Raw genomic sequence first — 25791 nt, 5'->3', positions numbered from 1 at the left:
TGTGAAGGCGTCATCATATATCAGAATTAACCGCATATTAATCTCAAAAACACATTTTCTTTAATCAATACCAAACATCGCACATAAACGCAGGAAAAACAGAAACACGTCCGATGAGCTCTAGTTGGCGTGATGTGTCTGTGTTAATTCGGTAAATGCCTGTATATGCTCCAACTTGCTGTCTGCCACGCGTACACCTGCATATAAATGGCGTCGTATTCCGCCGCCCAATGGCTTTGTAGAGATCAGGTCTTGGTTTTCAAACGTGCGCACAGCCCAATCAGGCAAAGCCGCAACCCCAAAGCCACCTGAAACCATCTGCAATAGCGTTGATGTATTGTCTACCTTCTTCCATTTAAGAGGCTCACACTGCTCTGGCTTAAGGAATAGGTTATAAACGTCCATCCGGCGCTTATCTACTGGGTAAGTGAGCAATATCTCTGAGGCTAGATCTGTAGGTTCAATGAAGGGTTTACCATTCAAAGGGTGATCGCTGCTCATCACCAGTTGCAGGTCATAGCCGAACAATGGCAGAAAATGGATATCTCCGCGAGTTTCGATATCAGAGGTAATCATTAGATCTATCTCACCCGCTAGCAGGCGTTCTTGAGGGTGCTGATGAAAACCCGACTCAAGGTCTACATCCAGTTCTGCGTATTGGCTTTGGAAGCGCTTGATTGTTGGTAGCAGCCACTGAAAACAAGAATGGCAATCAATGGCTAAGGTAAAGCGGGTATTTTCTTGTGGTTGGCTTAGTTGCTGTTCGGTGGCCAAGACCTGTGGCAAAACCCGATTCGCGAGCTCAATGATAATCTGCCCTTGAGAGGTAAAACGTATCGGCTTGGTCTTACGATAGAACAATTGCCCACCAACTCTTACCTCAAGTTCTTTGAGCTGATGAGAGATCGCCGATTGCGTAATATGCAAGTTCTCGGCACAGCTAGCGATAGAACCAAATTTGGCCAGTCCTTGCATTGTCCGTAAGTGTTTTAGTTCTAACATCATCCATCCTAGTGATCCCTACCCTATTAACATACCCACCTTATAGTGAAGTGTAAACGTCTAGATGGCTAAAGCTTAATTCTCACGAATCAGTCACACCGTGAATATCAAAAACGGGCTGAAGGATAGACAAAGAGACTAAGGTATTGAAAGACAAATAATTAACTAGATAATGAGTGCTATGCACGAGATCAAAAAAAGGAGCCTTTGCTCCTTTTTTGTTAACAATTTGCTACTAACTCGTCAGCGTCGAATAAACCACTAAGGAACACCAACCCGCTAACAAGGCAAAAAACACCAAAAACTTTGGCAACGTTTTGTCTTTCATGTCTGATACTGATTGGTGTCGCTTATCCACTTCCTTCTTGAAGTTCTCTTTTGTCACTACCATGGTACATCCTCTTTATCCGTAATAGTCCTAAACATTACGAATCACAATACATTAACAATAGCTCAATCACAGCGACACAAATCACCTTTAAGGAACCGACTTATGTTATTTTCAATCAAGGCAGAAAACCCATTGATAGCAGCTATCGAATAGCACACAGAATCATACTTTTTTACTATCAGTCCAGTCCAAGAGAGGCTGAACTTCCTTTATACCAGTAATCCCAAATTCGGCATCTTAGTTCCACTTTTTCCATCTGTAACATGGCGCTCATTCTATTGATAATGAGAACTCATTTCATTTATAAACGGAGTTGTTATGTTTGCAAGTATGGCCATTGTCTCTAGGGAAGGGTTTGAGATGGTGCTGATCATCACCCTGCTACTGGCGGCAACACATCAGGTTAAGGGGGCAAATAAATGGATACTTTTAGGCGGTATCGCTGGTGTTTGTGTATCAATTTTACTGGCTAGCTTGGCATTGTCTAACGCCTATATAGCTTCGCTACTTAAAGCGAAACTAACCGGGGCTATCATCCTCATCCTTGCTAGCCTACTTATTGCTTGGACTGTCATTTGGATGAAATCAGAGGGCAAAAAGATAGGTCAAAAGATCTCTAATATTGATGTCTCCGATGCTGCTTCACCTCTGCTCTCACTCTCTATTGTGGCATTCCTAACTGTGGTGCGAGAAGGCAGCGAGGTCGTACTATTTTTGCTGGGGCTGATGAGCCAATCTGGCGTATCGGTTCACTCTATAATACTAGGCAGTGTATTTGGGGCGCTTGAAGCCATTGTGATAGGCGTGCTCATGTACTTTGGTCTTATTCGCGTCAATATTGGCAAGGTGTTTGATGTTTTTGCTGTGATCATGACCTTCTTGTCTGCAGGCATGGCAGCCAACGCGGTGGCAAAGCTCTCTTCGATAGGGCTTGTTCCATCACTCATTCCACAGGTTTGGAATACCACCCCTTATTTTGACCACCATACAAACTGGCTAGCGCTAGTAATGCATGTTGTGTTCGGCTACACAGAGAAGCCAAGCCTAATGCAGCTGATCGTCTATACCTCAACCTTAGTTGTGATTTTTGCTCTGAGTAAAAGGGTCAACAGTAAGCTGAATGCGGCTGCACACTCATCGTGAAGAAAAGATAATATCGCCATAATAAGACTCTGCATGGCTTCCGCTATTATCGGTATCGGTCATAATCGCCACCATATCGATATAGCGATAGCTTGCTTGATTGGCTTTATCGCTGCCCTTGTCACCAAAGTAGTGGATTAGGTCTTGATAGATATTACGTTTTTCGTCGTACCACTGCTTAGAATTTGACTCGCTACCTCGGGTGGCGAGCATTTTTACATTAGCCCCTGCAAAGGGGTTATCCCAAACCTCACCATCTGCCGGAGCACTTGACCAAACATAGCTTATGGATTTTGTGTTCCAGAACTTCATCCCTCCATCAATGACCACGTATACCCGCGCGGCAAAATCATCCCCTTGCTTGGTGGTTTCTTGAAGCGCAGGGAGAGACTGTTTTACCAGCCATGACCAATTCATGTAAGGAGTATCGAGGAGGTCGATGCGCTTGTTGAGGACAAGACCCGAAGCGGCATTATCGCTACGTGCCTGTATCGCAGGCCGGTTTTTATAGTCGGTGACATTGTAACGAGTTGGGGTGGTAATATCCTTGGTTTTCCATGCCTCCATTCCGCCATGAGCAATATCGGTAATGTTTACCTGTGCGAATGCAGCGGGACTCATTAACATGCAACCCAAGAGCATCATTGCGAGCAGGCTATTATCTTTCATTGCGATTCCTAAGCCACTAAGTTTCATGTCTATAAGTAACTAGGATCTTACAACTATGTGCACTCGAAGATCCTGACCTGCGTCAGAATGACGCTTTGTATTCAAGGATACTCAGAACTCTATTGTATTTCTTCCGCTGTGACACTCGTTACCTGTGCCTCTTTGTGCAGGCGAAACATAGTAAACAGATTAGCGCCAATCAGGGTCATTTCTAATAACGTTCCACCGATTGAACCTACGATAATATTGTTGACCAACCAACAGCATGCACCTAACAAAAAACCTATACGCATAGGGATCCCCTTTAGGACAAATACCGAATAGGTACCAATGGCGGTTCCTAAAATTGGCCAGATGTCCGCCCAGCTTTCCGCAAGGGTATATCCCAGCAAACCAGATGCGAGAATAAAGATATATGCAACTAACTTAGAAGACGTGAAAATTGATGTCGTCGTTCTCATCGCGGAAAGTAGAGCGCTCAACGCAGACATCATTGAGCCCAGCAACAGGTAGTGGAACACATGATTAATGTTGAATACCATCATCATGATCTTTAAACGTCTATCATCTTTTTGATAAAACGTAGACACACCAATGGCGTAACCTACAAACCCTAATACTTGTCCCCAAAAATGAAGATCTGACATCTACTCTCTCACCGGCACGATTACTAATTTCTAATAATTTACACAGTATACATTTTAAAACGTCGTTTCATCTATTTATTATTAGAAGTACTGAATATATCCTCAACAAATCTGTTCGGTTTCAAAATAATGAAAAGCATTTTTGAAATAACTGACTCAATGGCTTTTTGTCTGTATACTTTCCGAAAAAATGCAGTAATAAAAAACAAGGACTAGGATGGAAAAATCCACACAGCCTGAAGCCGTTTCATCGGTACTAAAGGTGTTCAATATTTTACAAGCTCTCGCTGAGCAAAAAGAGATTGGTGTATCTGAGCTTTCACAGCGCTTAATGATGTCAAAGGCAACCACCTATCGATTCTTGCAAACCATGAAGATGCTTGGTTTTGTCTCCCAGGAAGGAGAAGCCGATAAATACGCACTCACGCTTAAGTTATTTGAGCTGGGCGCTAAAGCCTTAGAGTACGTTGATCTGATCGATATTGCTGACAAAGAGATGCGTGAGATATCCAATCAAACCAACGAGACAGTTCACCTTGGTGCTCTGGATGAAGGCGCAATCATCTACCTTCATAAAATAGACTCTAGCTACAACCTACGTATGCACTCTCGTGTAGGTCGACGTAACCCTCTTTACAGCACTGCAATAGGCAAGGTGTTGTTGGCAGGCAAAAGTCATGACGAAGCCCTAAGTATCTTAGAGCCTGTAGAGTTCATCAAGCATACCGACAAAACCCACGAAAATGCAGACCAGTTGATGGGTGAAGTGGAACTCGTTGCTAAACAACACTTTGGTGAAGACAACGAAGAGCAAGAACCAGGGCTACGCTGTATAGCCTCACCTATCTATGATCGCTTTGGCAACATTATTGCCTCAGTATCGGTTTCTTTCCCGACTATTCGTTTTGATATTGACCGTAAGCCTGAGTACGTAAAAATGCTACAACACGCAGGTAAGCGAATCTCAGAACAATTAGGTTACCACGACTACCCTGTCGCCTAGTCGATAGCTGATAGCTGATAGCTGATAGCTGATAGCTGATAGCTGATAGCTGATAGCCTGACATTTGAGCACAAGTCGAGTCAAGTACCTCTGTCTTCTGTCTTAGGTCATACGCGAGCGCTTCTAATCCCGACATCCCCGAGTGCTCTTATCGGGGATCTTCACAACGAAGAGATTGCCGATAAAAGACCTCGGCAATGACGCGTTGGAATCGTTGCGGGCGCTAGGTCATCACCAAGGTTATCTAACACCTTTTGCGCATTTCGCCAATTGGTATTTTGCACCAAGAAGGCACCCACCATGATTCGATAGGGATCGGGTTCTGGCCACCATATAAAGCGCCCATAATGCGCCTCAAGTTGGAAGAAGACCTGTGAGATAGGCATAGAGTCACTCATCAATTTTACAGGTCCTCAAGTTGATTAAGGTAGATTTCAGCCTGCTGCAGGGTTTGTTGTTTTAGCTCATCACCCATCCGCTCCCAAGCACTGAAAATCATGCGTGTACGCGGGTTTTTCGACAATTTTTCTCTGTGTTTATTCATGAAGCGCCAGTACAAGCTGTTCAGCGGACAGGCTCGCTCTCCCACTTTTTTCTTTACGTCATAATGGCAACCCTTACAGTGGTCGCTCATCTTATTAATGTAAGCACCACTGGCTGCATACGGTTTGGTGGCCACTACCCCTCCATCGGCGAATAGTGCCATTCCTCTAGTATTCGGCATCTCTACCCACTCAATGGCATCAACGTATACACCCAAGTACCACTGGTCTACTTGGTCTGGGTCTATCTCGGTGATCAGGCAAAAGTTCCCTGTCACCATTAAGCGCTGAATATGGTGTGCGTAAGCGTAATCCAGCGATTGCGATATGCTGGCTCGAAGACAAGACATCTGGGTTTTCCCAGTCCAAAAATAATCTGGCAGTGTGTTGTTTGCACACAAGGCGTTCTTCTTAGCATAGCTAGGCATATTGCCCCAGTACACTCCGCGAATATACTCTCGCCATCCTAGTATTTGGCGCACAAAGCCTTCTACCTGAGCGATATCTATCTCTCCCTCAGAATGTAAAAACGCGTCTACCGATGCACTAATTACCTCAGAGGGTGAAAGCAATTTACTGTTGAGAGAAAAAGAGAGGCGAGAATGATAGAGGCTCCATGAATGCTGTGTTTTTTCAGTCATTGCGTCTTGAAAGCGGCCAAAGTTAGGTAGACAACTTCGACAAAAATACACCAACAACTGCAGGCTCTGCTCCCGAGAAACAGGCCACAGCAACTCACCTTGTAAACTACCTAAGGTCGCGACCTTATGCCGTTCTAATCGCAGCACGATATCTTGAACATCAGTTGCAAACATCAAGGGTTCAGGCACCAAAGCGACATCTTTTACTGTCAGCTTTTTACGATTCTCTTTATCAAAGTTCCACTGCCCCCCTAGCGGTTTTTCCTCTTCCATCAAGATATCAAAGCGCTTGCGCATACGGCGGTAGAAGTGCTCCATCAGCACATGCTTACCTTCGGGAAACTGCTGAGCAATGTCGTCAAACGGCAATAGGAAGTGCTCGCTTTCCACCATCTTGCTAACGCAGTTGGGGAACTTTAGTGCGAGTAGTTGTGTAAGGAGTCGGTATTCATCCGGCCTTTGAAATTCAAAACGCGACGCCTGCACCTCTTTAATGTGATGAGTAAGCAGCTCACTGAATGTTGAGAACGCCTGAGTGTCATCCAGAGTCAGGTGCAAAACATGATGGCCTTTATCTTTCAATGTCTTAGCAAAGAGCGACATAGCGGAAAAGAAGGCACAGATCTTTTGAACGTGGTGATTCACGTACGTCGCCTCTTGATGATGCTCGGCAATCACATACAAAATGTCGTCGCTAACTTGTTCATACCAGGAGTGCTGGATATTCAATTGATCACCAAGAACCAGGCGCACGCAGGCGTATTTCATTCATTTTCCCTTATCTAATTATGTCCCTATCCATTTAGATACTCACCAGCGTCTCTAAATGATCACTGTAAACGTAGCACCTCAAAACCTAGATTTGCATGATTAAGTCCATCAACGACGATTTATATATGTTTTGGTCAGCACTTAACCTGTCCACATCATCTTCAATCGAGACAGTAACGTGAAACGAATGACAAAAGCAGCGACGCTCCTAGCGCTCCTGCCACTAGCAAGCTACGCAAACATCATCGTCGATACCAAAGGGGTCGACCAAGAAAAATACCATGCCGATCTCTACGAGTGCCAAGCCTATAGCGAGCAAGCAGAGCAGAAACAAACTGATTCCCTGGGCCATGACCTGGTGGGTTCCACTGCCAAGGGTGCGGCACTAGGAGCTGCCGGTGGTGCGATCTCTGGTGGGAGTGGTTCTAAGAGTGCGAAGGTTGGTGCCGGCATTGGCATCATAGGTGGCGCCTTGTCTCATGGCGCAGAAAAGAAATACAACGAAGAACAACACGAAATAGCTGAGCGCGACATCATGCGAAATTGCATGGTGGGTCGTGGTTATACGGTTCTTAACTAGTTCAATGGATCATACAGGTCGTAATCCCATGCAAAATAATATCGCACTATCTATTGCAGCAACGCTAAGTACCGGAGTCGTAATGGCGAAGCCGAGTATCAATGAGACCGCAACTCCTCAAGAAATCCAGCAGATCCATGATTTTTTTCTGGAGAAAGACAATAAGGTGAAGATTCAGTTTCCTGAACCGCAGTCACAATACGCATGGCAGAACATGAGCCGATTTTTTCCGACAGCACAGATCACTCGTGACGGTCAGGTGTATGAACTCCCGTACGCTTTAAATAACGACATTGGTATGATAACAGCCAAAGTACATGGCGAAGCCAAAACGCTAAACGAGCATCTGGATAGCTTCCCTGTAGATGGTTTTTTGGTTGTGAAGAAAGGAGAGATTGTATTTGAGCGCTATAACACTATGCGCAAAACGGACAAGCATAACTGGTTCTCTAACGCTAAGATCACCTCTGGTATCGAGCTAGCCAAGCTTGTAATTGAAGGAAAGGTCAATCCGCAAGCTCCTGTTTCTCAATACATTCCAGAGCTAAAAGGTAGCGACTGGGATAGCGTTACGGTCTACGATACTGCAAATATGGCAACCGGCTTAAACGCTACCGAACACGATGAGCCAAATCATGACTCACGAACTAATCCCGAACAGCCATGGTTTAAGTGGGCCGTATCAATAGGTCTATTTGAAGGTGAAGGCCAGCAAATGCCATTGGAAACCGTAGCTGAAATGCATCGCAGAGGACCTGGCGGGGAAAAGTTTGAGTACAATTCTATCAATACCTTCGTCATAAGCCGTATTGTAGAGAACGTCATCAATAAGCCAATGAATGAAATTGTATCGCAACATATGTGGCAATACATGGGCGCAAACAATGATGCCTTTGTAGCGGTTTCTCCACACGGTGGCTACCCGCTACAGTTCTTCTCTATGAACTCTACTTTAGAAGATATGGCCAAATATGGCATGATGCTAACCCCATCTGCACCAAAACTGGCAGGCCATAAAGGTGTTGGAAGTGACGTGATAGAACTCATCCAAACTTCAGGAAACCCAAGCGCCTATCACAAGGGCTTTGCGGGACAAAAATTTGCGCACTCGTTTTATGATGATACGGGATTGCGAAACGCATTCCAATTCGATGCCATATTTGAAGACGGAGACCTTTTTAAATCTGGTGTCGGCGGTCAAGGTTTGTATATCTCACCAAGTAAAGATCTCGTTATCGCCTTCTTCTCAAGCGGTGACGGGAATAACCAAGAAGAGAGCTATGCTCGTCAGATAGCGAAGTCTTTTAACTAAAATAGCTGTCAGCTTAAAGCTAATTGCTGACAACTCTCCAGAAAAGCCAGTACTCTGGCCTTTCTGGAGCCTATGATTAGCTTACCGCTTCTTCACACTTCTTAGTCACTTTAACCGCAGCAACCTTGAACTCTGGGATCTTTGAGTGTGGGTCTTTCGCCGTATTAGTTAAGCGGTTTACCGGTGACTCGACAAAGTGGAATGGGATAAATACCACGCCCTTTTGAATACGCTTGGTCACAAAGGCTGCAATATCAATGGTGCCACGACGAGTAGAAACGCTCAGCATCTCACCGTTGCCAATCCCCATCTCTTCGGCATCTGCCACGCTGATCATCGCTCTTGGGCCCGCTAGATTATCCAATCCCTTTGTCTTGCGAGTCATGGTTCCGGTGTGGAACTGCTCAAGAATGCGACCTGTCGTCAGGATAAGAGGATACTCCTCATCGGGAAGCTCAGCGGCATACCTAAATGGAATCGCCTCCATTTGCCCTCTGCCACGCGTAAACTGCTCCTTATGCATGATACGCGTGCCCTGAGGGTTGTTCTTGTTACTTGGCCAGTGCTTACCCACAGCAGGAATGGCATCCCAACCTAGCCCTGCGTATTGCGGCGTCACGCGGGTGATCTCATAGGTGATATCACTCACATGCTTATAGTCCCAAGCGCCACCCATAGCATTGGCAATATCTTGGATGATCACCCAGTCTTCAAGCGCTTCACCCGGTGGATTCACCACAGGATTCAAGCGCTGAACTCGGCGCTCAGTGTTGGTAAAGTGACCCGATTTTTCAGCAAACGAGCACGATGGCAACACTACATCAGCATATTCTGCAGTCTCAGTGAGAAAGATATCTTGTACCACCAAAAAATCCAGCGCCTCTAAACCTTCAAGCACATGCGCCTGATCGGGATCGCTAAGTACTGGGTTTTCACCCATAACATACAAGCCTCGAACCTCACGCTTACACGCCGCATCAATGATCTCCGTTAGGGTCAAGCCTGCTTCAGTAGGCAGATTCGGCGCATTCCACTCAATGGCGAATTTCTGATGTACAAGCGGGTTGTATACCTTCTGGTAGCCCGGATAGTTGTTGGGTAAAGCCCCCATATCACAAGCCCCCTGAACATTGGACTGTCCGCGTAACGGGTTAATACCGCCACCCTCTATGCCAATGTTGCCGCATAGTAGCTGCAGGTTAGCAATAGAGCGTACGTTTTCATGGCCTGTGGTGTGCTGGGTTATACCCATGGCGTAATAAACAGCGGTACGTTTTGCCGTACCTATGGTGCGAGCCATAGCATACACATCTTCAGCCTTAATGCCGGTCACCAACTCCACCTTATCTAAGGCGTAGTTTGGAGACATCACCTCTTGTAGCAGGGTATCAAAGCCATCAACGCGGTCTTCGATATAATCCATATCGTACCAACCGTTCTTGATGATCTGTTGCATCACACCATTAAGAAGCATCACATCGGTACCCGGTCTTTGCGCCAAGTAGAGCTCAGCATGATCAGCGAGTCCAATGCGTTTAGGGTCTGCGACAATCAAGCGGGCACCATTATGTCGAATCGCCTGCTTAATGTGTGAGGCAATGATTGGGTGCGCGGCTGTCGTATCTGAGCCAATAACAAAGATAACATCGGAGTGCTTAATACTTGGGATATCATTGGTCATGGCGCCACTGCCCAATGAGGCCTCTAGCCCCGTTACTGTTGAGGCGTGACATAAGCGTGCACAGTGATCGACGTTGTTAGTGCCAAACTCGCGACGGATTAATTTCTGGAAGGCATAGTTGTCTTCGTTGGTGGTTTTTGCCGAAGAGAAACCCGCTAATGCATTGCCACCAAAGGTCTGCTTAATAGAGCCAAACTTGCTGGCAACCAGTTCAATGGCCTCTTCCCATGATGCAGGCTGCAACCAACCATCTTTGCGTATCAGTGGCGTTGTTAAGCGTGCATCACTGCCAACAAAGTCAAAGCCAAAGCGGCCTTTCACACAAAGCATGCCTTCGTTTACGGGTGAATCCCCGCCCTTCACATAACGAATGGTATTGGCCTCTTCATCCACATGCATGCTGACCTTACAACCCACGCCGCAATAGGTACAGATAGTATCCACCACCTTAAGGTTTTCAATACGACCTTGCGCTCGGTCACGACCATCCATCATTGCGCCCGTTGGGCACACCTGAATGCACGCGCCACATTGAACGCAGGCAGAATCGCCCATCAGGGTTTGATTTGGCCCGAAGTTTGGGCGGCACTCAGGGCGCGCCGCAGGGCGACCATCTTGATTGGTCATAAAGCTAAGCACACCGTGCACAGACTGCTCGCGACACGCCTGTACACACTGACCACAACTGATACAGCGGTTGGCATCAAACACGATAAACTCAGAGCTATTATCAACACAGAACTTACTGCGACTATCACTGCTGCGCATTGCCTGCCAGTCAGCATCAGACTTAATCTCTACGATGCCCTTGAATGACTGTTTTGCTCCATATTCAGTGGAGTAATCACGAAGGTCACAGTCGGTATTTGCCTGACAGCCACATTCAAGACAGCGAGCGGCTTCTGCCATCGCCTCGGCATTATCAAAGCCTAACTCTACCTCAGAGAAACTCTGTTCACGTTGAGCGCTAGTCAGCTCAGGCATAATGCTGCGTGCAACTTTCTGAATGTTTTGGAAGTGCAGAGGATCAACCTGTTTGACGGTTTTCCCCTTACGAGAATTAAATGGCATCGCAGGAACGTTATCCATATCCCCTTCAAAGAAGCGATCTATGGCTTGAGCAACAATGCGACCATCGGCCACAGCTTCTACTGCTGTAGCAGGGCCACGGCGAAAGTCACCAATACTGAAGATGTTTCCCGTACCCGTATGCAGGGTCTCAGGGTTCACATCGGCGGTGTTCCAGCGAGTCAGAGGGATCTCTAGTTGCTCATCATCCATAAAGCTTAAGTCTGGCTTTTGCGAAACCGCTGCAATCACGGTATCAAATTCTTCAGTAAAGAATTCACCCGTCGCTTTTGGACTGCGACGGCCCGATGCATCGGCGGGACCCAACTCCATTTTTTCAAGGCGAATGGCGGTTACTCGACCATTTTCATCCGCAATGTTTTCTGCTGGGTTAGTCAAGAAGTGAAACTTCACCCCTTCGTGTTCTGCTTCTTCTATCTCGTAGTCTTCCGCTGGCATTTCCGCTCGAGTACGGCGATAGATCAAGGTGGTGTCTGCACCATCACGTACAGCGGTTCTGGCACAATCAATCGCCGTGTTACCACCACCAATGACGGCAACCTTTTTGCCTGTGGTGTAGTTTTGCTCAGTAACATAGTCTTTTAGGTAGTCGACACCTAGATAACAGCCAGCCAACTCACTGCCTGCATAATGCATCTCAACCGCTTTAGACGCGCCCACCGCAAGGCAGACCGCATCGTATTCCTCGCTTAATGAGGAAAGCGTAAAGTCTTCACCAAGCTTCTTGCCACACTCCACTGACATGCCATTACGGCACATCAATTCAATTTCTTTGTCTAGGATATCTTTAGGCAGTCGATACTCAGGGATACCGTAACGAAGCCATCCGCCCGCATGAGGCATAGACTCAAATACCGTCACTTCATAGCCTTCATTGGACAGATAATATCCCGCCGTCAAACCGCCAGGCCCACTGCCCACAACGGCAATACGCTTATTCTTATCGTCTTTCTTTGGTGGAATGTAGGCTTCTTGAGCCTCTAGATCAGCATCGGCCGCATGACGCTTCAATTGGCGGATCGCAATGGAGTCATCCACTAATCCACGGCGGCACTCAGTTTCACAAAAAGCAGGACAAACGCGCCCAATAGAGAGGGGCATAGGCAAGGTACGCTTGATCACTTCGATGGCTTTTTGATGATCATTTTGAGCGATGTGATACAGATAAGATTGGATATCAACACCCGCAGGGCAAGCCGTTTTACACGGCGCTTCGCAGTCGGCGTAGTGGTCGGTCATGATGCGGTTCAAGGCTTGACGACGATGTTCACTCAGGTGTTCAGATTGAGTGACAACGTTCAGTCCATTGTGCACCTCAAGTTCACAAGAGCGCTGCACTCCGCCACTTTCAACCTCTACCACACATAAGTCGCACGGCACCTTCTCGCCACTTTTGTTAGCACCACACAGTGAGGGTATCTCCACACCACACACATTGGCAGCCTCAAGCAAAGTCATGCCCTGCTCTACTACACGATACTTTCCATCAATGACAATCTGAACCATAGCCAACTCCTAATCACTCACCCCGTCGTGCGGGAATTTTATTATTTGAATAAGAATAACCGCGCGTTAGGCAAGGTTATTCAATTCCACAATACTACTATGGAAATAAGCCTCTTGGCTATTTGTCATACAAATAATGTGACTGGTAGGAGGATTTGACGTGTAACAACAAAAGGGTTAGCCGAAGCTAACCCTAGGTCTACAACATTTACAAAGATTGGCTAAGCGAGTTTCGCCCTCAGGCGCTGAGTCGCTTCAACCAAGTTTTTAAGAGATTGTTCTGTTTCTTGCCAGTTGCGGGTCTTAAGGCCGCAGTCTGGATTTACCCATAAGCGCTCGACAGGGATACGTGTAGCCGCCTTTTCAATTAACTGCTCTATCCATTCAACGCTTGGTACGTTGGGTGAGTGGATATCATAAACACCTGGACCAATCTCATTAGGGTAATTGAACTCTTCAAATGCGTTCAGCAGTTCCATGTTTGAGCGTGAGGTCTCTATGGTAATCACATCCGCATCTAGGGCTGCGACCGAGTCAATGATCTCGTTAAATTCGCTATAACACATGTGGGTATGGATCTGAGTCTCAGGTTTGGCGCTTGCTGCAGACACCTTAAAAGCATTCACTGCCCAATTGAGATACTCTTGATGATCCCTACTCTTCAGTGGCAAGCCTTCGCGTATTGCAGGCTCATCAATCTGTATAATATTGATGCCTGCAGATTGCAGATCAGCAACCTCATCTTGCAGTGCAAAGGCCAGCTGATTAGTGATAGCCTCTCGGGTAATATCCTCACGAGGAAAGGTCCAACAAAGAATGGTCACAGGCCCTGTAAGCATGCCCTTCATCGGTTTGTCTGTAAGGGATTGCGCGTATTGAGTCCAATCGACGGTGATCGCTTGTTCTCGCTCAATATCCGCCACCACGATGGCAGGCTTCACGCAGCGAGAGCCATAGCTTTGTACCCAGCCAAATTGTGTGGTTTGAAAGCCTGCAAGGTTTTCAGCAAAGTACTCGACCATGTCGTTGCGCTCGGCTTCACCATGCACCAGTACGTCCAAACCAATGGCCTGCTGACGCTCAACCGTATCTTTGATAAAGCCCTGAATGATTTCGCGGTATTGCCCTTGTGTCAGTTCTCCTCGCTTGAAGGCGGCTCGGGTTTTTCTCACTTCACTTGTCTGTGGAAACGATCCGATGGTGGTCGTTGGCAGTAATGGAAGCTTAATCACTTCTTTTTGGTGATGAGAGCGTTCAGCATATTTGGCGCTGCGCTCGGCATCTGCCGGTGTTAGATTAGCCAGTCTTTTTTGAACACTTGCCTTGTTAACTAAGGATGATTGCTGACGCTTGATGATAGGCTGGCTGTATTGCTCGCAATACGCGATAGCTTGCTTGTCGCCCTCTAACGCCTTAGCAAGCCAGTTCACCTCTGCTACCTTTTGCTTAGCAAACGCGAACCATGATTGAGTTTCTTCGGACAATCCCGTTTCTAGCTCTAGATCAACAGGGCTGTGCAGTAGTGAGCAAGAGGTAGCAACCCACAAGCGCTCACCTAACTTTTCTTTTGCTGCTGTTAGGCTTGCTAGTTTTTCTACAAGATTGGCGCGCCATACGTTTCGACCATTGATTGCCCCCGCCGATAGCACCCAGTTTTCAGGTAGAGCTTCAACAACCTCTGACAGTTGCTCAGGAGCGCTGGCCAAATCCACATGCAGGCCGTCAACGGCAAGTTCAGTAATCGTCGGCAGGGCGTCTACCACTGAATCAAAATAGGTGGTCAGAAGCACTTTAACGTCACTTCTTATTACTTGGTATGCCAGCTTAAAGCTACTCAGCCATTTTGCATCCAGCTCTAGAGATAGGATTGGCTCGTCTATTTGAACCCATTCAACATTCAGTTTTTCTAACTTGGCGAAGATCCCCTGATAGGCCGCGAGCAGTCTTGGCAGAAGCGTAAGGCGATCGAACCCCTCTTCTACCTCCTTGCCGAGGTAAAGGTAGCTAAGCGGTCCCAGTAAAACGGGTTTAACCTTATGACCCTGCTTTTGCGCCTCATTGATTTCATCAAACAGCTGAGTCCAGCTTAGCTCAAACTTATTGTCAGCTGAGAACTCAGGAACAATATAGTGATAGTTAGTGTTGAACCATTTGGTCATGTCTGACGCCGCTTCCCCAGAGCAGCCACAACTTGCTTGAGATTGCCCTCGGCCAATGCGAAATAGGGTATCAAGATCTGGAAAGCCATTTTTATGGCGCTTTGGCACATGCCCTAGCAACAGGCTGGTACCCAATACATGGTCGTACCATGCAAAATCACCCGCAGTAGCAAATGACAGTTGATTGTCTTGCTGAAGGGCCCAGTTGTTTTTGCGAATATCCGAGGCGACGTCTTGCAGTGCTTTAACGTCGGATTCTCCATTCCAGTATTGTTCTAGTGCAAATTTAAGCTCGCGTTTTTCGCCAACTCGTGGATAACCAAGAATGTGTGTCGTTGTCATGATGCCGTTCCTTGTAAGATGTCTGGACGTCTAAAATATCTCTTAGGTGACGACAGGAAACAACATCGAATGATTCATATGGATTATGAAGGAATTTCAGTATAGGAATCGTGCAATTTGACGTAACGTGGAATTAAAAAACGCAGAACGATAGCCTGCTCTGCGTTTTCAATAGTTTCGATTAAGCAATCAATTACAGTAAATCAGTAACATCCACCCAGCGATCGTTCTTACGAATCAAGTCGATGATCAGCTGATATCTGCAGCCGTCTTCAAACGTCTGGTAAGGCTCCACTTCAATGCCACTGACATCTTTCACCAACTGCGTAGCAAGATGAGTCCAGCTGCGCTGTGTTTCGCACTCTATCGCAGGAAGCTTCTCGGTGATTTCGCTAGGCAGCGCAACCTCTTGCCACTGTCCTTCTTTCCATAGGTACAGAGGTCCATCTCCATAGTGCCCTTTGATATAAATAGAGCCCTGACTGCCATGGAACACGATATGGTCTTCGTTAAAGCGTGGGGTTAACCCGCCATGCTTGAACAAAACAGATACTGGGTTAGCCGCTGGAATACGGCTCTCTATTTGGGCCATGACTGTGTATGACCACTCTACATCGCAAGCGCGCCATTCAAGGTTCGGATCATTGATGTCTTTAGGGATAAAGTTTCGACGCTCAGTAAAGTTATGCACGCCCTCAACCACTGGCGCTTTTGGCATATCGTTACGCACCTCACCGCTGATGGAAAGGAGCTTTTCACCCACCACTGAGGTTACAATCGACAGCAAGTGCGTAAAGTTGTTGTTCAAGCGACCGCCACCCGCCTCAGTGCGGTGCGACCAACCAAATGGGATATTTCTATCTAGATTGAAGTGAGAAATACACTCAACTTCAGTGGGCTCACCAATCGCCCCTGCGGCCACCAGTTGCTTGGCATGCATGATCTCAGGCATGTAGCGAAAGCTTGATGCAAATGCCGTCTTAACGCCTTTTTCTTTAGCCAGACGATAGATTTCTAGCGCTGTTTCGCCACTTTCAGTGAGCGGTTTGTCGCAGAAAATATGACAACCAAACGAAATCGCTTCTTTGATCGCCTCTACGTGCGCTCCACCTGGCGTCGCAATAGACACAATATCCGGCTTACACATCTCTAATGCCAATGCCCAGTTGGTTCCTGAGTATGGAATATCAAGATCCTTGGCTACCTGAGTCACAACATGCTCGGTGCGCCCAACAATACCGACAACCTCCGCGCCCGCATCTCTGAATGCCTTGGCATGCCCTTGTCCCGCAAACCCTGTACCGAACACTAATATTTTCTGATTCATTTCTTCTCCAAAATTTCTGTTTAATAAGCGCTAATTTGTATGAGACTTACCAGTGCCAAAGCGTGCCATCTTCTAGTCGGCTTACTGGCAGGTATGAGCGCTTATATTCGTATTTTGCGGCTTCTTCTTCATCAAACTCCACACCCAGACCTGGTGCGTCGCTGACTAAGATCATGCCGTTGTCTAGCTTCATATCGTGCTTAAAGATGGACTGACACGCCTCGTTGCCAAAGCCAACAAACTCTTGGATACCAAAGTTATGAGTAGAGATATTCAGGTGCATGTGCGCAGCAAAACAGATTGGCGATAGATCTGGCGCGCCGTGGGGAGCGGTTCTTACGTTGTACACAGCGGCAAAATCTGAAATCTTCTTCATCCCGGTAATCCCCCCCGCATGAGTTGCTGCGGTGCGGATGTAATCAATCCACTGGTTTTGAATCAGGTCTTTACAGTCCCAAATGGTGTTGTAGGTTTCACCCAAGGCAAGAGGCGTTGTGGTGTGATGACGAATCAACTTATAGTTTTCTTGGTTTTCAGCAATGGATGCGTCTTCTAAAAACAACAGGTTGTACGGTTCTAGCATCTTGCCCAGTTTTGCCGATTCAATGGGCGTTAAGCGGCTGTGTGTATCATGCAGAAATTCAGCTTGATCACCAAAGCGCTCCTTGGCTTTTTCAAATAGCTCAGGTACCAATTTAAAGTACTTACTAGTAGACCAATCCTGCTCTGGCGGTAATGGGCGGTTGCCTTGCAATTCAAAGTAATCTTTCTTGTCGCCAAGAACCCCATAAGTTTCAGACAATCCAGGGATAGCCGACTGCAGACGTACAGCCTTGAAGCCCTGCTCTATACATTCCTCAGCCTTGTCCAAGGTATCTTCGATGGTCTCACCATTGGCATGAGCGTACAGCCTTACGCCGTTACGGCATTTGCCACCGAGCAATTGATAGACAGGCAAGCCTGCGACTTTGCCCTTAATGTCCCAAAGCGCCATATCAATAGCAGCAATTGCAGCCATCGTAATTGGACCACGTCGCCAGTACACCCCCATGTAGAGGTATTGCCAAATATCTTCAATCATGTGCGGGTCGCGACCGATTAGGCATGGCTTCACATGCTCTTCTAGGTAAGCGGCAACAGCCATCTCACGACCATTAACCGTTGCATCACCTAGGCCAAACACACCCTCATCGGTAACCACCTTAACGGTAACGAAGTTTCTTCCTGGGTTGGTGACAAATACTTTTACATCTTGGATTATCATCTTAATCTCTCATTCAATTTTAATTTGATTTTGATTCGGTTTTAAATTTAAGTAAATCGGTTTACTAAAACGGTTTGGTAAACCGATTTACTTGCTATCATCTAGATCTCCGAATAGAATGTCAACTCTCTAGTTTGATGTGGTTAACAGTTTAAAAGCGAATATGAAGAAAGTAAGAATTGTCGATGTAGCGACACAGGCCGGTGTGTCTAAGAGTACGGTCTCCCAGTATCTTAATGGTCGCTTTGGTCATATGTCGCCACAAACTAAGCTAAAGATTGAATCGGCGATCAAAGAGCTTAATTACGTCCCAAACCCTATCGCACGCAGCCTCAAGGTAGAGAAAACCAAAACCATTGGCGTAGTGGTGCGTGATATCGCAGGCTTCAACACCAGTCGCGTTATGCGCGGTATCGACGATTACTGCAAAAAACACAATTACAATGTGATGATCTATAACAGTGACTTTGATGTAGAGGCCGAGAAGCGCGCACTATTATCACTGCAGCAGATGTGCGTCGATGGCATCATCATCACCTCATCGGGGCAAAACTCTGAACTCATCAATCAGTTTATTACCGGTGGCATGCCTATAGTGCAATTCCAACTGGAGTATCCCGATTGTCACAGCCACTTGGTGCTTTCCGATTATCAACAAGCCGCCTTTGAAGCCACCGAGCACTTGATTGAAATGGGTCATCGCAACATCTGTTTTGTCGCCCAAGAGTTTTCACAAAGCCAATCACGTCAAGCTCGCTATCAAGGGTATGTGGAGGCCCTTGAAAAACACGGGATTGAGAAGGATCCTGATGCCATTCTCTATTGGGATAGAGAGCAAGGATTCGAGAAAGACCCGATTGAATTGCTAAAAAAGAAAACGGCACCCAGCGCGTTCTTCACCCAACACTTAGCGATTACCGCTAAGCTTTTGCAAGCATTTAATACCGCCAGCATTCAAGTGCCAGAGCAAGCCTCTGTGCTAGGCTTTGATGAGATCCCTATGGTGGAACTGTTTAAAGTTCCAGTCTCAGTGGTTCGTCAGGACGCCTACCAGATTGGCGTCGAATCTGCCAAGCTCTCCATTGAGTCCATTATGGGTAAGCATAAGGACTTTCAACGGGTGATTGTTCCCTCAACGCTGGTTCAAAGAGACTCTGTACGTCAAGTTTAGTGCGTTCTAGTCGGCATGGTGCTCCCTAAGATCCCAGATCAAGTCTGGGATGACGGCACTCTAATTGGGATGACTGTTGGGTTAGCTGAGATAGCGTTCTCCCCCCAATTACGTACGAACTCGTCATCCCCGAATGCTCCTATCGGGGATCTAACTACGCACACTCTAGATTGCCGATAAAAGACCTCGGCAATGACATATTTAGTGTTGGTGGTGTATGAACGTCTGACAGCTGATAGCTTCCAGCTGACAGCTGTCAGTCATCAAACATCAAATTTACCGCAATCCCCAACAACACCAGCCCAAGAATAGGCGCAACAACGCCAAAGGGCGACCGCTCAATATAGGGAAGGTTTTCAGCTATCAATAGCCCCCACTCCGGCTCTGGTGGTTTCACACCTAAGCCAATAAAGCTCAGTGACGTTAGGCTAAGCGTGATTACCGGCAGTCGAAGTAACGCGTGTCGAAGTAAAGGCGGTAATACATAGGGAAGCAAGTAATGCCTATACATGTCCCAAGACCTGACTCCCCACGTAGGGGCGAGATGAACATAAGGCTGAGCCTTGGCCTCTAGCAACAAGCTTGAACAGTGCGCGGCCAGCGGTGCCCATGAGGTCACCACTATCGCAATCAAAGCACTATGAGGGCTCATGCCCGTTAAACCTGCCACCAGAAGACCCACAATAATATAAGGCAAGCCCTTGGTGATCTCTATGAGACCCTGGCTATATCGAGTACACAAACCCAGCGCGATACCAACAAACAGACTTAGTACTGTCGCTAGAATGCCACCCTGCAGTGTTGATAACATCCCCGTTCCGACGCGAGCAAAGAGATCTCGACCGATTGCGTCTGAACCAAGAGGAATATCAAGACTTGGCGATACCAAACGCCCAAACTGACTGGTATATGGGTCATTGAGTGTTGCGATTCCCACAAAGACAAAAAGAACCACAAAAATAGAAAGACTACTCAGTCGCTTCCACTTATTTTTAGTAAAACTAAACGATGATTGCGAGCCAATAAGCTTGCCGCTAGACAGTGCCTTACCGAGTATTATTTTCTGCAGCAATATCCCTATACAGCTAATCGTAATTGAGAAAACCAATAACACGAGTAGCCCTCCCTGCAGAATAGGAAGGTCTTGGGATTTCGCCGCCCCTAGCAACATTCGACCAATGCCCGGAATGGAAAAGATCACCTCAACGGCAACCGCCCCACCCGTCAGGCCAATAATGACCATGGAGAACTGCGGGATCAGATTGCTCGTCGCTCTCTTCAGAGCAAACAAGGTGATCTGATAGATAGAGATGTTCGCACTCAGCCAAGTGATCACCCAAGGTTCACTAAGGACACGTTTAAGGCTGTCACTCAGTAGACGACTAAGAAGGCCACTGGCCGGTAAGGCAAGGGCAAGGCTTGGTAGCCATAGGTTCTTCCATTCAACCCAACCATAAGGGGGCAACCACTGAAGCCAAATGGCAAACACCAATATCAGCATTGCGGCAATCACATACTCAGGTAGAGCCACCAATACAGAGCTCAGGCTATTATGTGAGGATACCAATCGCCCGCGATACCAACTTACCATGGTGTATACAAATGCAATTGAACAAAAGATGACAGTGAGCGCCAAGGCGCTTGCCATTAATGTAAACGAGGTGGACGCTGTGTGCTGTATTCCATCGATAACTGGCGAACCGTCAACCCATGAGGTTCCGAGATCCCCTTGCATTGCACTAGACAGCCAGTCCCACAGACGCTCGCCAGTAGAACGATCTAACTGCAACTCATCACGAATCGATTGCAAGGCCTCAGCAGTCAGTAACTGCTGATGACCCGAACGAGCGCGAAGGATGGATTGACTTGGATCGATGCCAGCAAACTCCGGCATCAACCCCACCAATACCACCACGAATGCCAAAAAGAAGAGGCGAGATACCCAAGGCATCGCTTGATCTAGACTTATTCGCCTCGCTACAGCAGACAGCATGGTAACTAGTTAACCTCTGTTTGTTGGTCTACTAGACGACGCTCGCGAGGGTCACGCTGTGCGTGTTTTACTCGAGTGCTCTCACCTTGAATGACGCGCTCGTGCAGCAGAGGAATCGCCGCATATTCCGCTAGTATCTGCTTTTCAGCTTCAATAATCGCTTGCTGACGAGGCTCTCCAAGTTGCTGAAGATCAGCATGTTCAATGGCTTGGTCAACCGTTTCTGAGCAGAACAGGCCAAGGTTAAACGAACCGTCACAGCTAAAGTCGCTTTGCATATAAGCAACTGGGTCACCAGAATCCAGCACTGTTGCGCGCGATAGCAAGAAGGCATCAAATTTACCCGCTAAGGCATCATTCTCAATTTGCGCGTACTCGCGGATATCAAGTTCAACCTTAAATCCAGCGGCTTCAAGTTGTTGCTTTAATAATGCTGCAACCTCAGGAAGCTCTGCGCGATCGGTAAAGGTACCGATAGTGATGGTCTCGCCATTGGCCTTCGTCGTGCTGTCGATTGGCACAGCCTCACCTCGAATTGGCGCAGCCCACGCGAGTGCAGGCCCAAGCAGACCCTGCGCCTTATCGGCATGGTTCTCATAAACCATGTTGATGATTTGGTCGCGATCAACGGCACCCGAGGCAATCTTACGCATCTCAATGTCTTTGAATACCGCAGACTTACTGTTTAAGTACAGGGTGTTGGTGCGTGGCATTGCCACTTCATGAAGAAGCTCTGAGTCGATCATTGCGATTTGAGAAACAGGCACTGCTTCAACAATGTCTGCTTTGCCCGTACGCAGCGCTGCAGCTCGTGCAAAACCGTCTGGAACGTATTCAGCGTATACCTTCTCTACCTTCGCCTTCTCACCCCAATAATCGTCGAAGCGTTCTAGATTTGCACTCGTCGTGCCATTGATATTGGTCAGCACGAAAGGCCCAGAGCCCGCGCGAGTTGGGTCTACACGGCCATTATCCAAGTAAGCGGCAGTGGAAAGGATTGACAACTGAGGGCTCGAAAGACGGCTTGGCAGTAGTGGATCGTTGAAGTTTGTTTTTATCTCAATTTTATCCTCGGCCAGTTTACTCACTTGCCAATCAATACTGTCTAGGATGCGAGGTTTAGGGGCAGCCTGAAGGGCACGCTCTAATGAGTTCACCACCATATCCGCATTCAGTTCCGAGCCATCATGAAACTTCACGCCCTTACGCAGAGTAAAGTGCCACGTCATTGGGTCTACTTGCTCCCAACTTGTTGCAAGCATTGGCTCTGCAATAGATTGATCGCTGAGGTTGATCAAGGTTTCAGCTGTGCTCCAACGAGAAAGCTTAAATGCATCATCCGATAGTGGAGAAAGACCCGTTCTTGGGGGCTGCATCATCGCCACATGGAGTTCAGTAGCTTCAGCGTTAGACTCAGTGGCTACTGCTTGTTCTGAACCTGAATCAAAGCATCCTGAAAGGGGAAGAATCAAAGCGATTGATGCCGCAATTTTACTCATAGATAAGCGCATGGAAATACTCTTTTATTTAAATGATGGTGTAAAAGTAGAAACGTGTTGTGCCTGAATAAGGGCTTGTGTCGTCGTGTGTTGAGGGGCGCTAAGCACCCTATCAAGATCACCATATTCAGCCACCCTACCCTTGCTTAATACCAATACATGACTGCACAGTGCCTTGGCTGCCTGTAAGTCATGGGTCACTAGAATAAGTCGCATATGGCGGGTCTTCTGTAGATGCTTTAACAAATCAAGCACCTGCTTTCGGCTAATCGGGTCTAGGCTGCTTGTCGGCTCATCTGCCACCAGCACGCAAGGTTCAACCACCAATGCGCGAGCAATTGCCACTCGCTGGGCTTGCCCTGTCGACAGCTGTTTTGGCAGATAGTCTAGATGTTTATTTTCTAAGCCCACGGCCGTCAAAGCCTCAGCTATTCGCTGTTCGTGCTTATCAATGATCCCTACATTTTTCATAGGCTCGAGTAAGATCTTGCGAACAGAATAATAAGGATTCAGGCTAGTGTGAGGTTCTTGAGGGATCAGCTGAATGTGCTTACATAGCTCCATTCTCTGTTTTTTAGACGACGTAGAAAGCGGCAAGCCACAAATAGTCACCTCGCCATAGGTTGGCAATCTAAGCCCAAACAACAGCTCAATCAGGGTGGATTTCCCAGCCCCGGAAGGCCCTACTACCGCCAGGTTTTCTGTGCCGATCGTCAAATCTAAGCGGTGAAGCGCTCGAAAAGGCACTTTCTTGAACCATTTGGAAGCGGTGTAGTGAACACAAACCCCATCAAACTGGATTTGTGCCGATAGATCGTGTTGGTGTGCCATAGGTTATGCCATCAACTCTCGCACTTGAGAACAGAACCTGTGCTCGCTTTCATGTAATGCTTGATAGGGCTGGCCATAAGCAATCATCTTTCCATCGTCAATGACTAAGAGCTTGTCGCAAGCAAGCGCCGCTTGAAGGTCATGGGTAATCAAAAAACCAGCCAATTTATCTTGCTTAATAGCCTGACGATATAAGCGTAGAATTTCATTTTCAGAGACAGGGTCAAGGGCACTGGTCGGTTCATCTGCAATGAGAACGCTGGCATCACCTAATAGCGCGATAGCAATGCAGATCCTTTGCCTTTGGCCACCAGAGAGTTGGCTCGGATAACTGGCCAGTGTTTCTTTGGGATAATCAAAACCTAGGCTCTGCAAAAGCTCAGTGATGTGTTGAAGCTGTTGCGTGCTAGCTTTCGTGCTCCTTGAACTCAGCGCTAGGCTCAGTTGGGTACCGACTTTAGCCAATGGGTTAAGCGCCTGCAGTGCATCTTGGAAGATAACCGCAGGCCTTTGGCTCGCCTTTCGTGCCAGAAGTGGCAATTGAGCCACCTCTACACCCGCAACTTTTATGCTACCCGACACCACAATATCAGCAGGGGTAAAGCCCGCTATGGCCTTGGACAACATCGACTTGCCTATACCAGATGGCCCCATTACCGCTAAGGTCTGTCCGGAGTTAATGGCAAAGCTCAAATCTTTAAAGATGGTTCTTCTTGAGTCACTGATCGTGAGATTAGAAACCTCAAGCAGAGGCAAGTTGCTGTTCATTATATTTTAGCTAGCGCGTAATCAGGTCTCGAAATATGCGCGAATGATATAACATATCATTTAAAACATCTAACTCTAATTTGCCCGATGTAAGGGTACAAAAATACAAATCGGCCAACATAGAACAAGGTGAATGCCAGCCACAGCCCATGATTACCCCACAGCTTCACCGCAATGAACTGAACCACTAAGAACACCAGCAGAGTGATAAAGCTTGAGTTTCTTACCGGCCTTGTTGTACCTGTACCAGTGAAGATGCCGTAGAGGGTTAGACCATAGCCAGCCACTAGAGGGAAAATGATCAACCAAACCGACATATCTTGATAGATGCTTACCACGTTGGGTATATCCGTAAATAGCATCACAAGGTCATACTTGAATACTAAGGTCAGCAGGGTCAGTACAACAATGAAGCCTGTGGTCCATTGCATATTGAGTTTTAAGACATCGTCTAGCAATCGGATGTCCTTTCGTCCCACCGCTTTGCCGGCAAATACACTAGAGGCATTGGCTACGCCATCGAACATGTAGCTCACAAGAAAAGTCACCTGCATCATAATCGCATTGGCGGCCAACTCATCTGTACCCAGCTGAGAACCTACACGTGCCATCATGTTGAAGAAGATCAAAATGCACACGGTACGCAGCAGCAGGTCCATGTTAGCGCTCACTATCACCTTAAGATCAGCACGTGACATTTTGACTAAAGATAGGTGACTTAATAAAGAAACCTTTGAGGTTGCCAATACCAGATAGGCGCCAATAGCAAAGGTGGTAACTTGTGCAATTAAACTGGCGTACGCTACTCCAGCGACACCAAGGTCAAAGTAGTAGACGAACACTATGTCCAAAATAATGTTCAATACGTTACCAAATACCTGCGTAAACAAGGTTGCCTTGGCCTTCGCTTGTCCCATCAACCAGCCAATAATCACATAGTTAATCAGCACAAAAGGGGCGCCAAAGATCATGATGCTAAAATAGGTTTTGGCGTGCATCGCGACTTCTGCATCAGGAGAGATCACCCACATTGCCCCGCTCCATATCAAGGGTTGGAGCAAAATAAAAGCCAAACAAACCAGCAATGCGAGGGCAAATGGGCGCAGCAAGCTACTCGCCAACTCTCGGTCATCGTTCTTGCCTAGCGCAATCGCACTCTGACCTGTGGTACTGACCCTGAAGAACCCAAATAGCCAATACAAGGTATTCATAATCACGGCGCCAATGGCGACACCACCGATGAGTTCCGTAACGCCAATCTGCCCTACTACCGCTGTATCTACAGCGCCTAGCAGGGGTTGGGTAACCGTTGAAACAATAAAAGGAAAAGCAATCTTTAAATAATCTTTGTGGGACAAATTCATCTAGCTAAAATCCGCGAAACATGACTGCCTTAAGCAGTAAATAGTAATAAGCACTCAGAATGCGCATTCTCTTATCATTAATAAATCGATGGTTTT

Annotated in this window: 20 protein-coding genes; 5 read left to right on the top strand and 15 right to left on the bottom strand. The window is 47.1% G+C overall.

Annotation, left to right across the window (positions count from 1 at the left end):
• Nucleotides 1–120: 120 nt before the first annotated feature.
• Both A6E01_RS04845 and A6E01_RS21400 read right to left on the bottom strand, forming a co-directional pair.
• On the bottom strand, nucleotides 121–1002 hold the full coding sequence (locus A6E01_RS04845; RefSeq protein WP_026026246.1) for a LysR substrate-binding domain-containing protein: 882 nt from the start codon (nucleotides 1000–1002) through the stop codon (nucleotides 121–123).
• Nucleotides 1003–1237: 235 nt separating this feature from the next.
• Nucleotides 1238–1393 (bottom strand): hypothetical protein, encoded by a 156-nt coding sequence (locus A6E01_RS21400; RefSeq protein ID WP_017029696.1) that lies wholly within the window; start codon nucleotides 1391–1393, stop codon nucleotides 1238–1240.
• A gap of 318 nt (nucleotides 1394–1711) precedes the next feature.
• Between A6E01_RS21400 and A6E01_RS04840 the strand changes: the two genes are divergently transcribed.
• Complete coding sequence (locus A6E01_RS04840) at nucleotides 1712–2536, top strand: FTR1 family iron permease (RefSeq protein ID WP_017029695.1); 825 nt, start codon at nucleotides 1712–1714, stop codon at nucleotides 2534–2536.
• Here A6E01_RS04840 and A6E01_RS04835 read toward each other — a convergent pair.
• Entirely contained in the window at nucleotides 2528–3205 is a 678-nt protein-coding gene (locus tag A6E01_RS04835) for a DUF3047 domain-containing protein (protein WP_017029694.1), read from the bottom strand. The two genes, A6E01_RS04840 and A6E01_RS04835, sit on opposite strands and share 9 nt — an antisense overlap.
• Before the next feature lie 119 nt (nucleotides 3206–3324).
• The gene (locus A6E01_RS04830; protein WP_017029693.1) at nucleotides 3325–3852 is read right to left on the bottom strand and encodes a YgjV family protein; all 528 of its coding nucleotides are present in this window, start codon (nucleotides 3850–3852) and stop codon (nucleotides 3325–3327) included.
• 217 nt (nucleotides 3853–4069) lie between these two features.
• On the opposite strand from A6E01_RS04830, the gene kdgR reads away from it, so the two are divergent.
• Nucleotides 4070–4855, top strand: a complete 786-nt coding sequence (gene kdgR, locus A6E01_RS04825) for a DNA-binding transcriptional regulator KdgR (RefSeq protein ID WP_017029692.1) — start codon at nucleotides 4070–4072, stop codon at nucleotides 4853–4855.
• Between the two features lie 161 nt (nucleotides 4856–5016).
• On the opposite strand, the gene A6E01_RS04820 is transcribed toward kdgR, so the two are convergent.
• Together A6E01_RS04820 and A6E01_RS04815 are read right to left on the bottom strand one after the other, a co-directional pair.
• Entirely contained in the window at nucleotides 5017–5253 is a 237-nt protein-coding gene (locus A6E01_RS04820; protein ID WP_017029691.1) for a hypothetical protein, read from the bottom strand.
• 5 nt (nucleotides 5254–5258) lie between these two features.
• A complete protein-coding gene (locus A6E01_RS04815; RefSeq protein WP_065209701.1) occupies nucleotides 5259–6806 on the bottom strand; it encodes a cryptochrome/photolyase family protein in 1548 nt (515 codons plus the stop codon).
• 190 nt (nucleotides 6807–6996) lie between these two features.
• Between A6E01_RS04815 and A6E01_RS04810 the strand changes: the two genes are divergently transcribed.
• Nucleotides 6997–7389, top strand: coding sequence for an RNA polymerase subunit sigma (locus A6E01_RS04810; RefSeq protein ID WP_065209700.1), 393 nt, complete (start codon nucleotides 6997–6999; stop codon nucleotides 7387–7389).
• Nucleotides 7390–7417: 28 nt separating this feature from the next.
• The gene (locus tag A6E01_RS04805; protein WP_198598442.1) at nucleotides 7418–8701 is read left to right on the top strand and encodes a serine hydrolase domain-containing protein; all 1284 of its coding nucleotides are present in this window, start codon (nucleotides 7418–7420) and stop codon (nucleotides 8699–8701) included.
• 76 nt (nucleotides 8702–8777) lie between these two features.
• On the opposite strand, the gene fdhF is transcribed toward A6E01_RS04805, so the two are convergent.
• From fdhF to manD, 4 genes are all read right to left on the bottom strand, one after another.
• Nucleotides 8778–12977 carry a formate dehydrogenase subunit alpha gene (gene fdhF, locus A6E01_RS04800; RefSeq protein ID WP_065209698.1) on the bottom strand — a complete coding sequence of 1400 codons (4200 nt, stop codon included), beginning with the start codon at nucleotides 12975–12977 and terminating at the stop codon, nucleotides 8778–8780.
• Between the two features lie 221 nt (nucleotides 12978–13198).
• Complete coding sequence (metE, locus tag A6E01_RS04795; RefSeq protein ID WP_102542852.1) at nucleotides 13199–15481, bottom strand: 5-methyltetrahydropteroyltriglutamate--homocysteine S-methyltransferase; 2283 nt, start codon at nucleotides 15479–15481, stop codon at nucleotides 13199–13201.
• A 190-nt stretch (nucleotides 15482–15671) separates the two neighbouring features.
• The gene (locus tag A6E01_RS04790; RefSeq protein ID WP_065209696.1) at nucleotides 15672–16805 is read right to left on the bottom strand and encodes a Gfo/Idh/MocA family protein; all 1134 of its coding nucleotides are present in this window, start codon (nucleotides 16803–16805) and stop codon (nucleotides 15672–15674) included.
• 46 nt (nucleotides 16806–16851) lie between these two features.
• Nucleotides 16852–18069, bottom strand: a complete 1218-nt coding sequence (gene manD, locus A6E01_RS04785) for a D-mannonate dehydratase ManD (protein WP_017029684.1) — start codon at nucleotides 18067–18069, stop codon at nucleotides 16852–16854.
• A gap of 163 nt (nucleotides 18070–18232) precedes the next feature.
• Between manD and A6E01_RS04780 the strand changes: the two genes are divergently transcribed.
• The gene (locus tag A6E01_RS04780) at nucleotides 18233–19240 is read left to right on the top strand and encodes a LacI family DNA-binding transcriptional regulator (RefSeq protein ID WP_017029683.1); all 1008 of its coding nucleotides are present in this window, start codon (nucleotides 18233–18235) and stop codon (nucleotides 19238–19240) included.
• A gap of 256 nt (nucleotides 19241–19496) precedes the next feature.
• Here the strand turns inward: A6E01_RS04780 and A6E01_RS04775 are convergent, their stop codons facing one another.
• Genes A6E01_RS04775 through A6E01_RS04755 form a run of 5 tightly spaced genes read right to left on the bottom strand, consistent with a single transcriptional unit; the run spans nucleotide 19497 to nucleotide 25695 of the window.
• Complete coding sequence (locus tag A6E01_RS04775) at nucleotides 19497–21233, bottom strand: ABC transporter permease subunit (protein ID WP_017029682.1); 1737 nt, start codon at nucleotides 21231–21233, stop codon at nucleotides 19497–19499.
• Nucleotides 21234–21238: 5 nt separating this feature from the next.
• Entirely contained in the window at nucleotides 21239–22744 is a 1506-nt protein-coding gene (locus A6E01_RS04770) for an ABC transporter substrate-binding protein (protein WP_065209695.1), read from the bottom strand.
• 12 nt (nucleotides 22745–22756) lie between these two features.
• The gene (locus tag A6E01_RS04765; RefSeq protein WP_017030927.1) at nucleotides 22757–23563 is read right to left on the bottom strand and encodes an ABC transporter ATP-binding protein; all 807 of its coding nucleotides are present in this window, start codon (nucleotides 23561–23563) and stop codon (nucleotides 22757–22759) included.
• A gap of 3 nt (nucleotides 23564–23566) precedes the next feature.
• Entirely contained in the window at nucleotides 23567–24331 is a 765-nt protein-coding gene (locus tag A6E01_RS04760; RefSeq protein WP_065209694.1) for an ATP-binding cassette domain-containing protein, read from the bottom strand.
• Between the two features lie 56 nt (nucleotides 24332–24387).
• A complete protein-coding gene (locus A6E01_RS04755; RefSeq protein ID WP_065209693.1) occupies nucleotides 24388–25695 on the bottom strand; it encodes an MATE family efflux transporter in 1308 nt (435 codons plus the stop codon).
• Nucleotides 25696–25791 lie beyond the last annotated feature (96 nt).

Origin of the sequence: Vibrio breoganii, assembly GCF_001677275.1 — a bacterium.
Classification (GTDB): Bacteria; Pseudomonadota; Gammaproteobacteria; order Enterobacterales; family Vibrionaceae; genus Vibrio; species Vibrio breoganii.
This window is presented reverse-complemented; position numbering and strand designations above follow the sequence as displayed.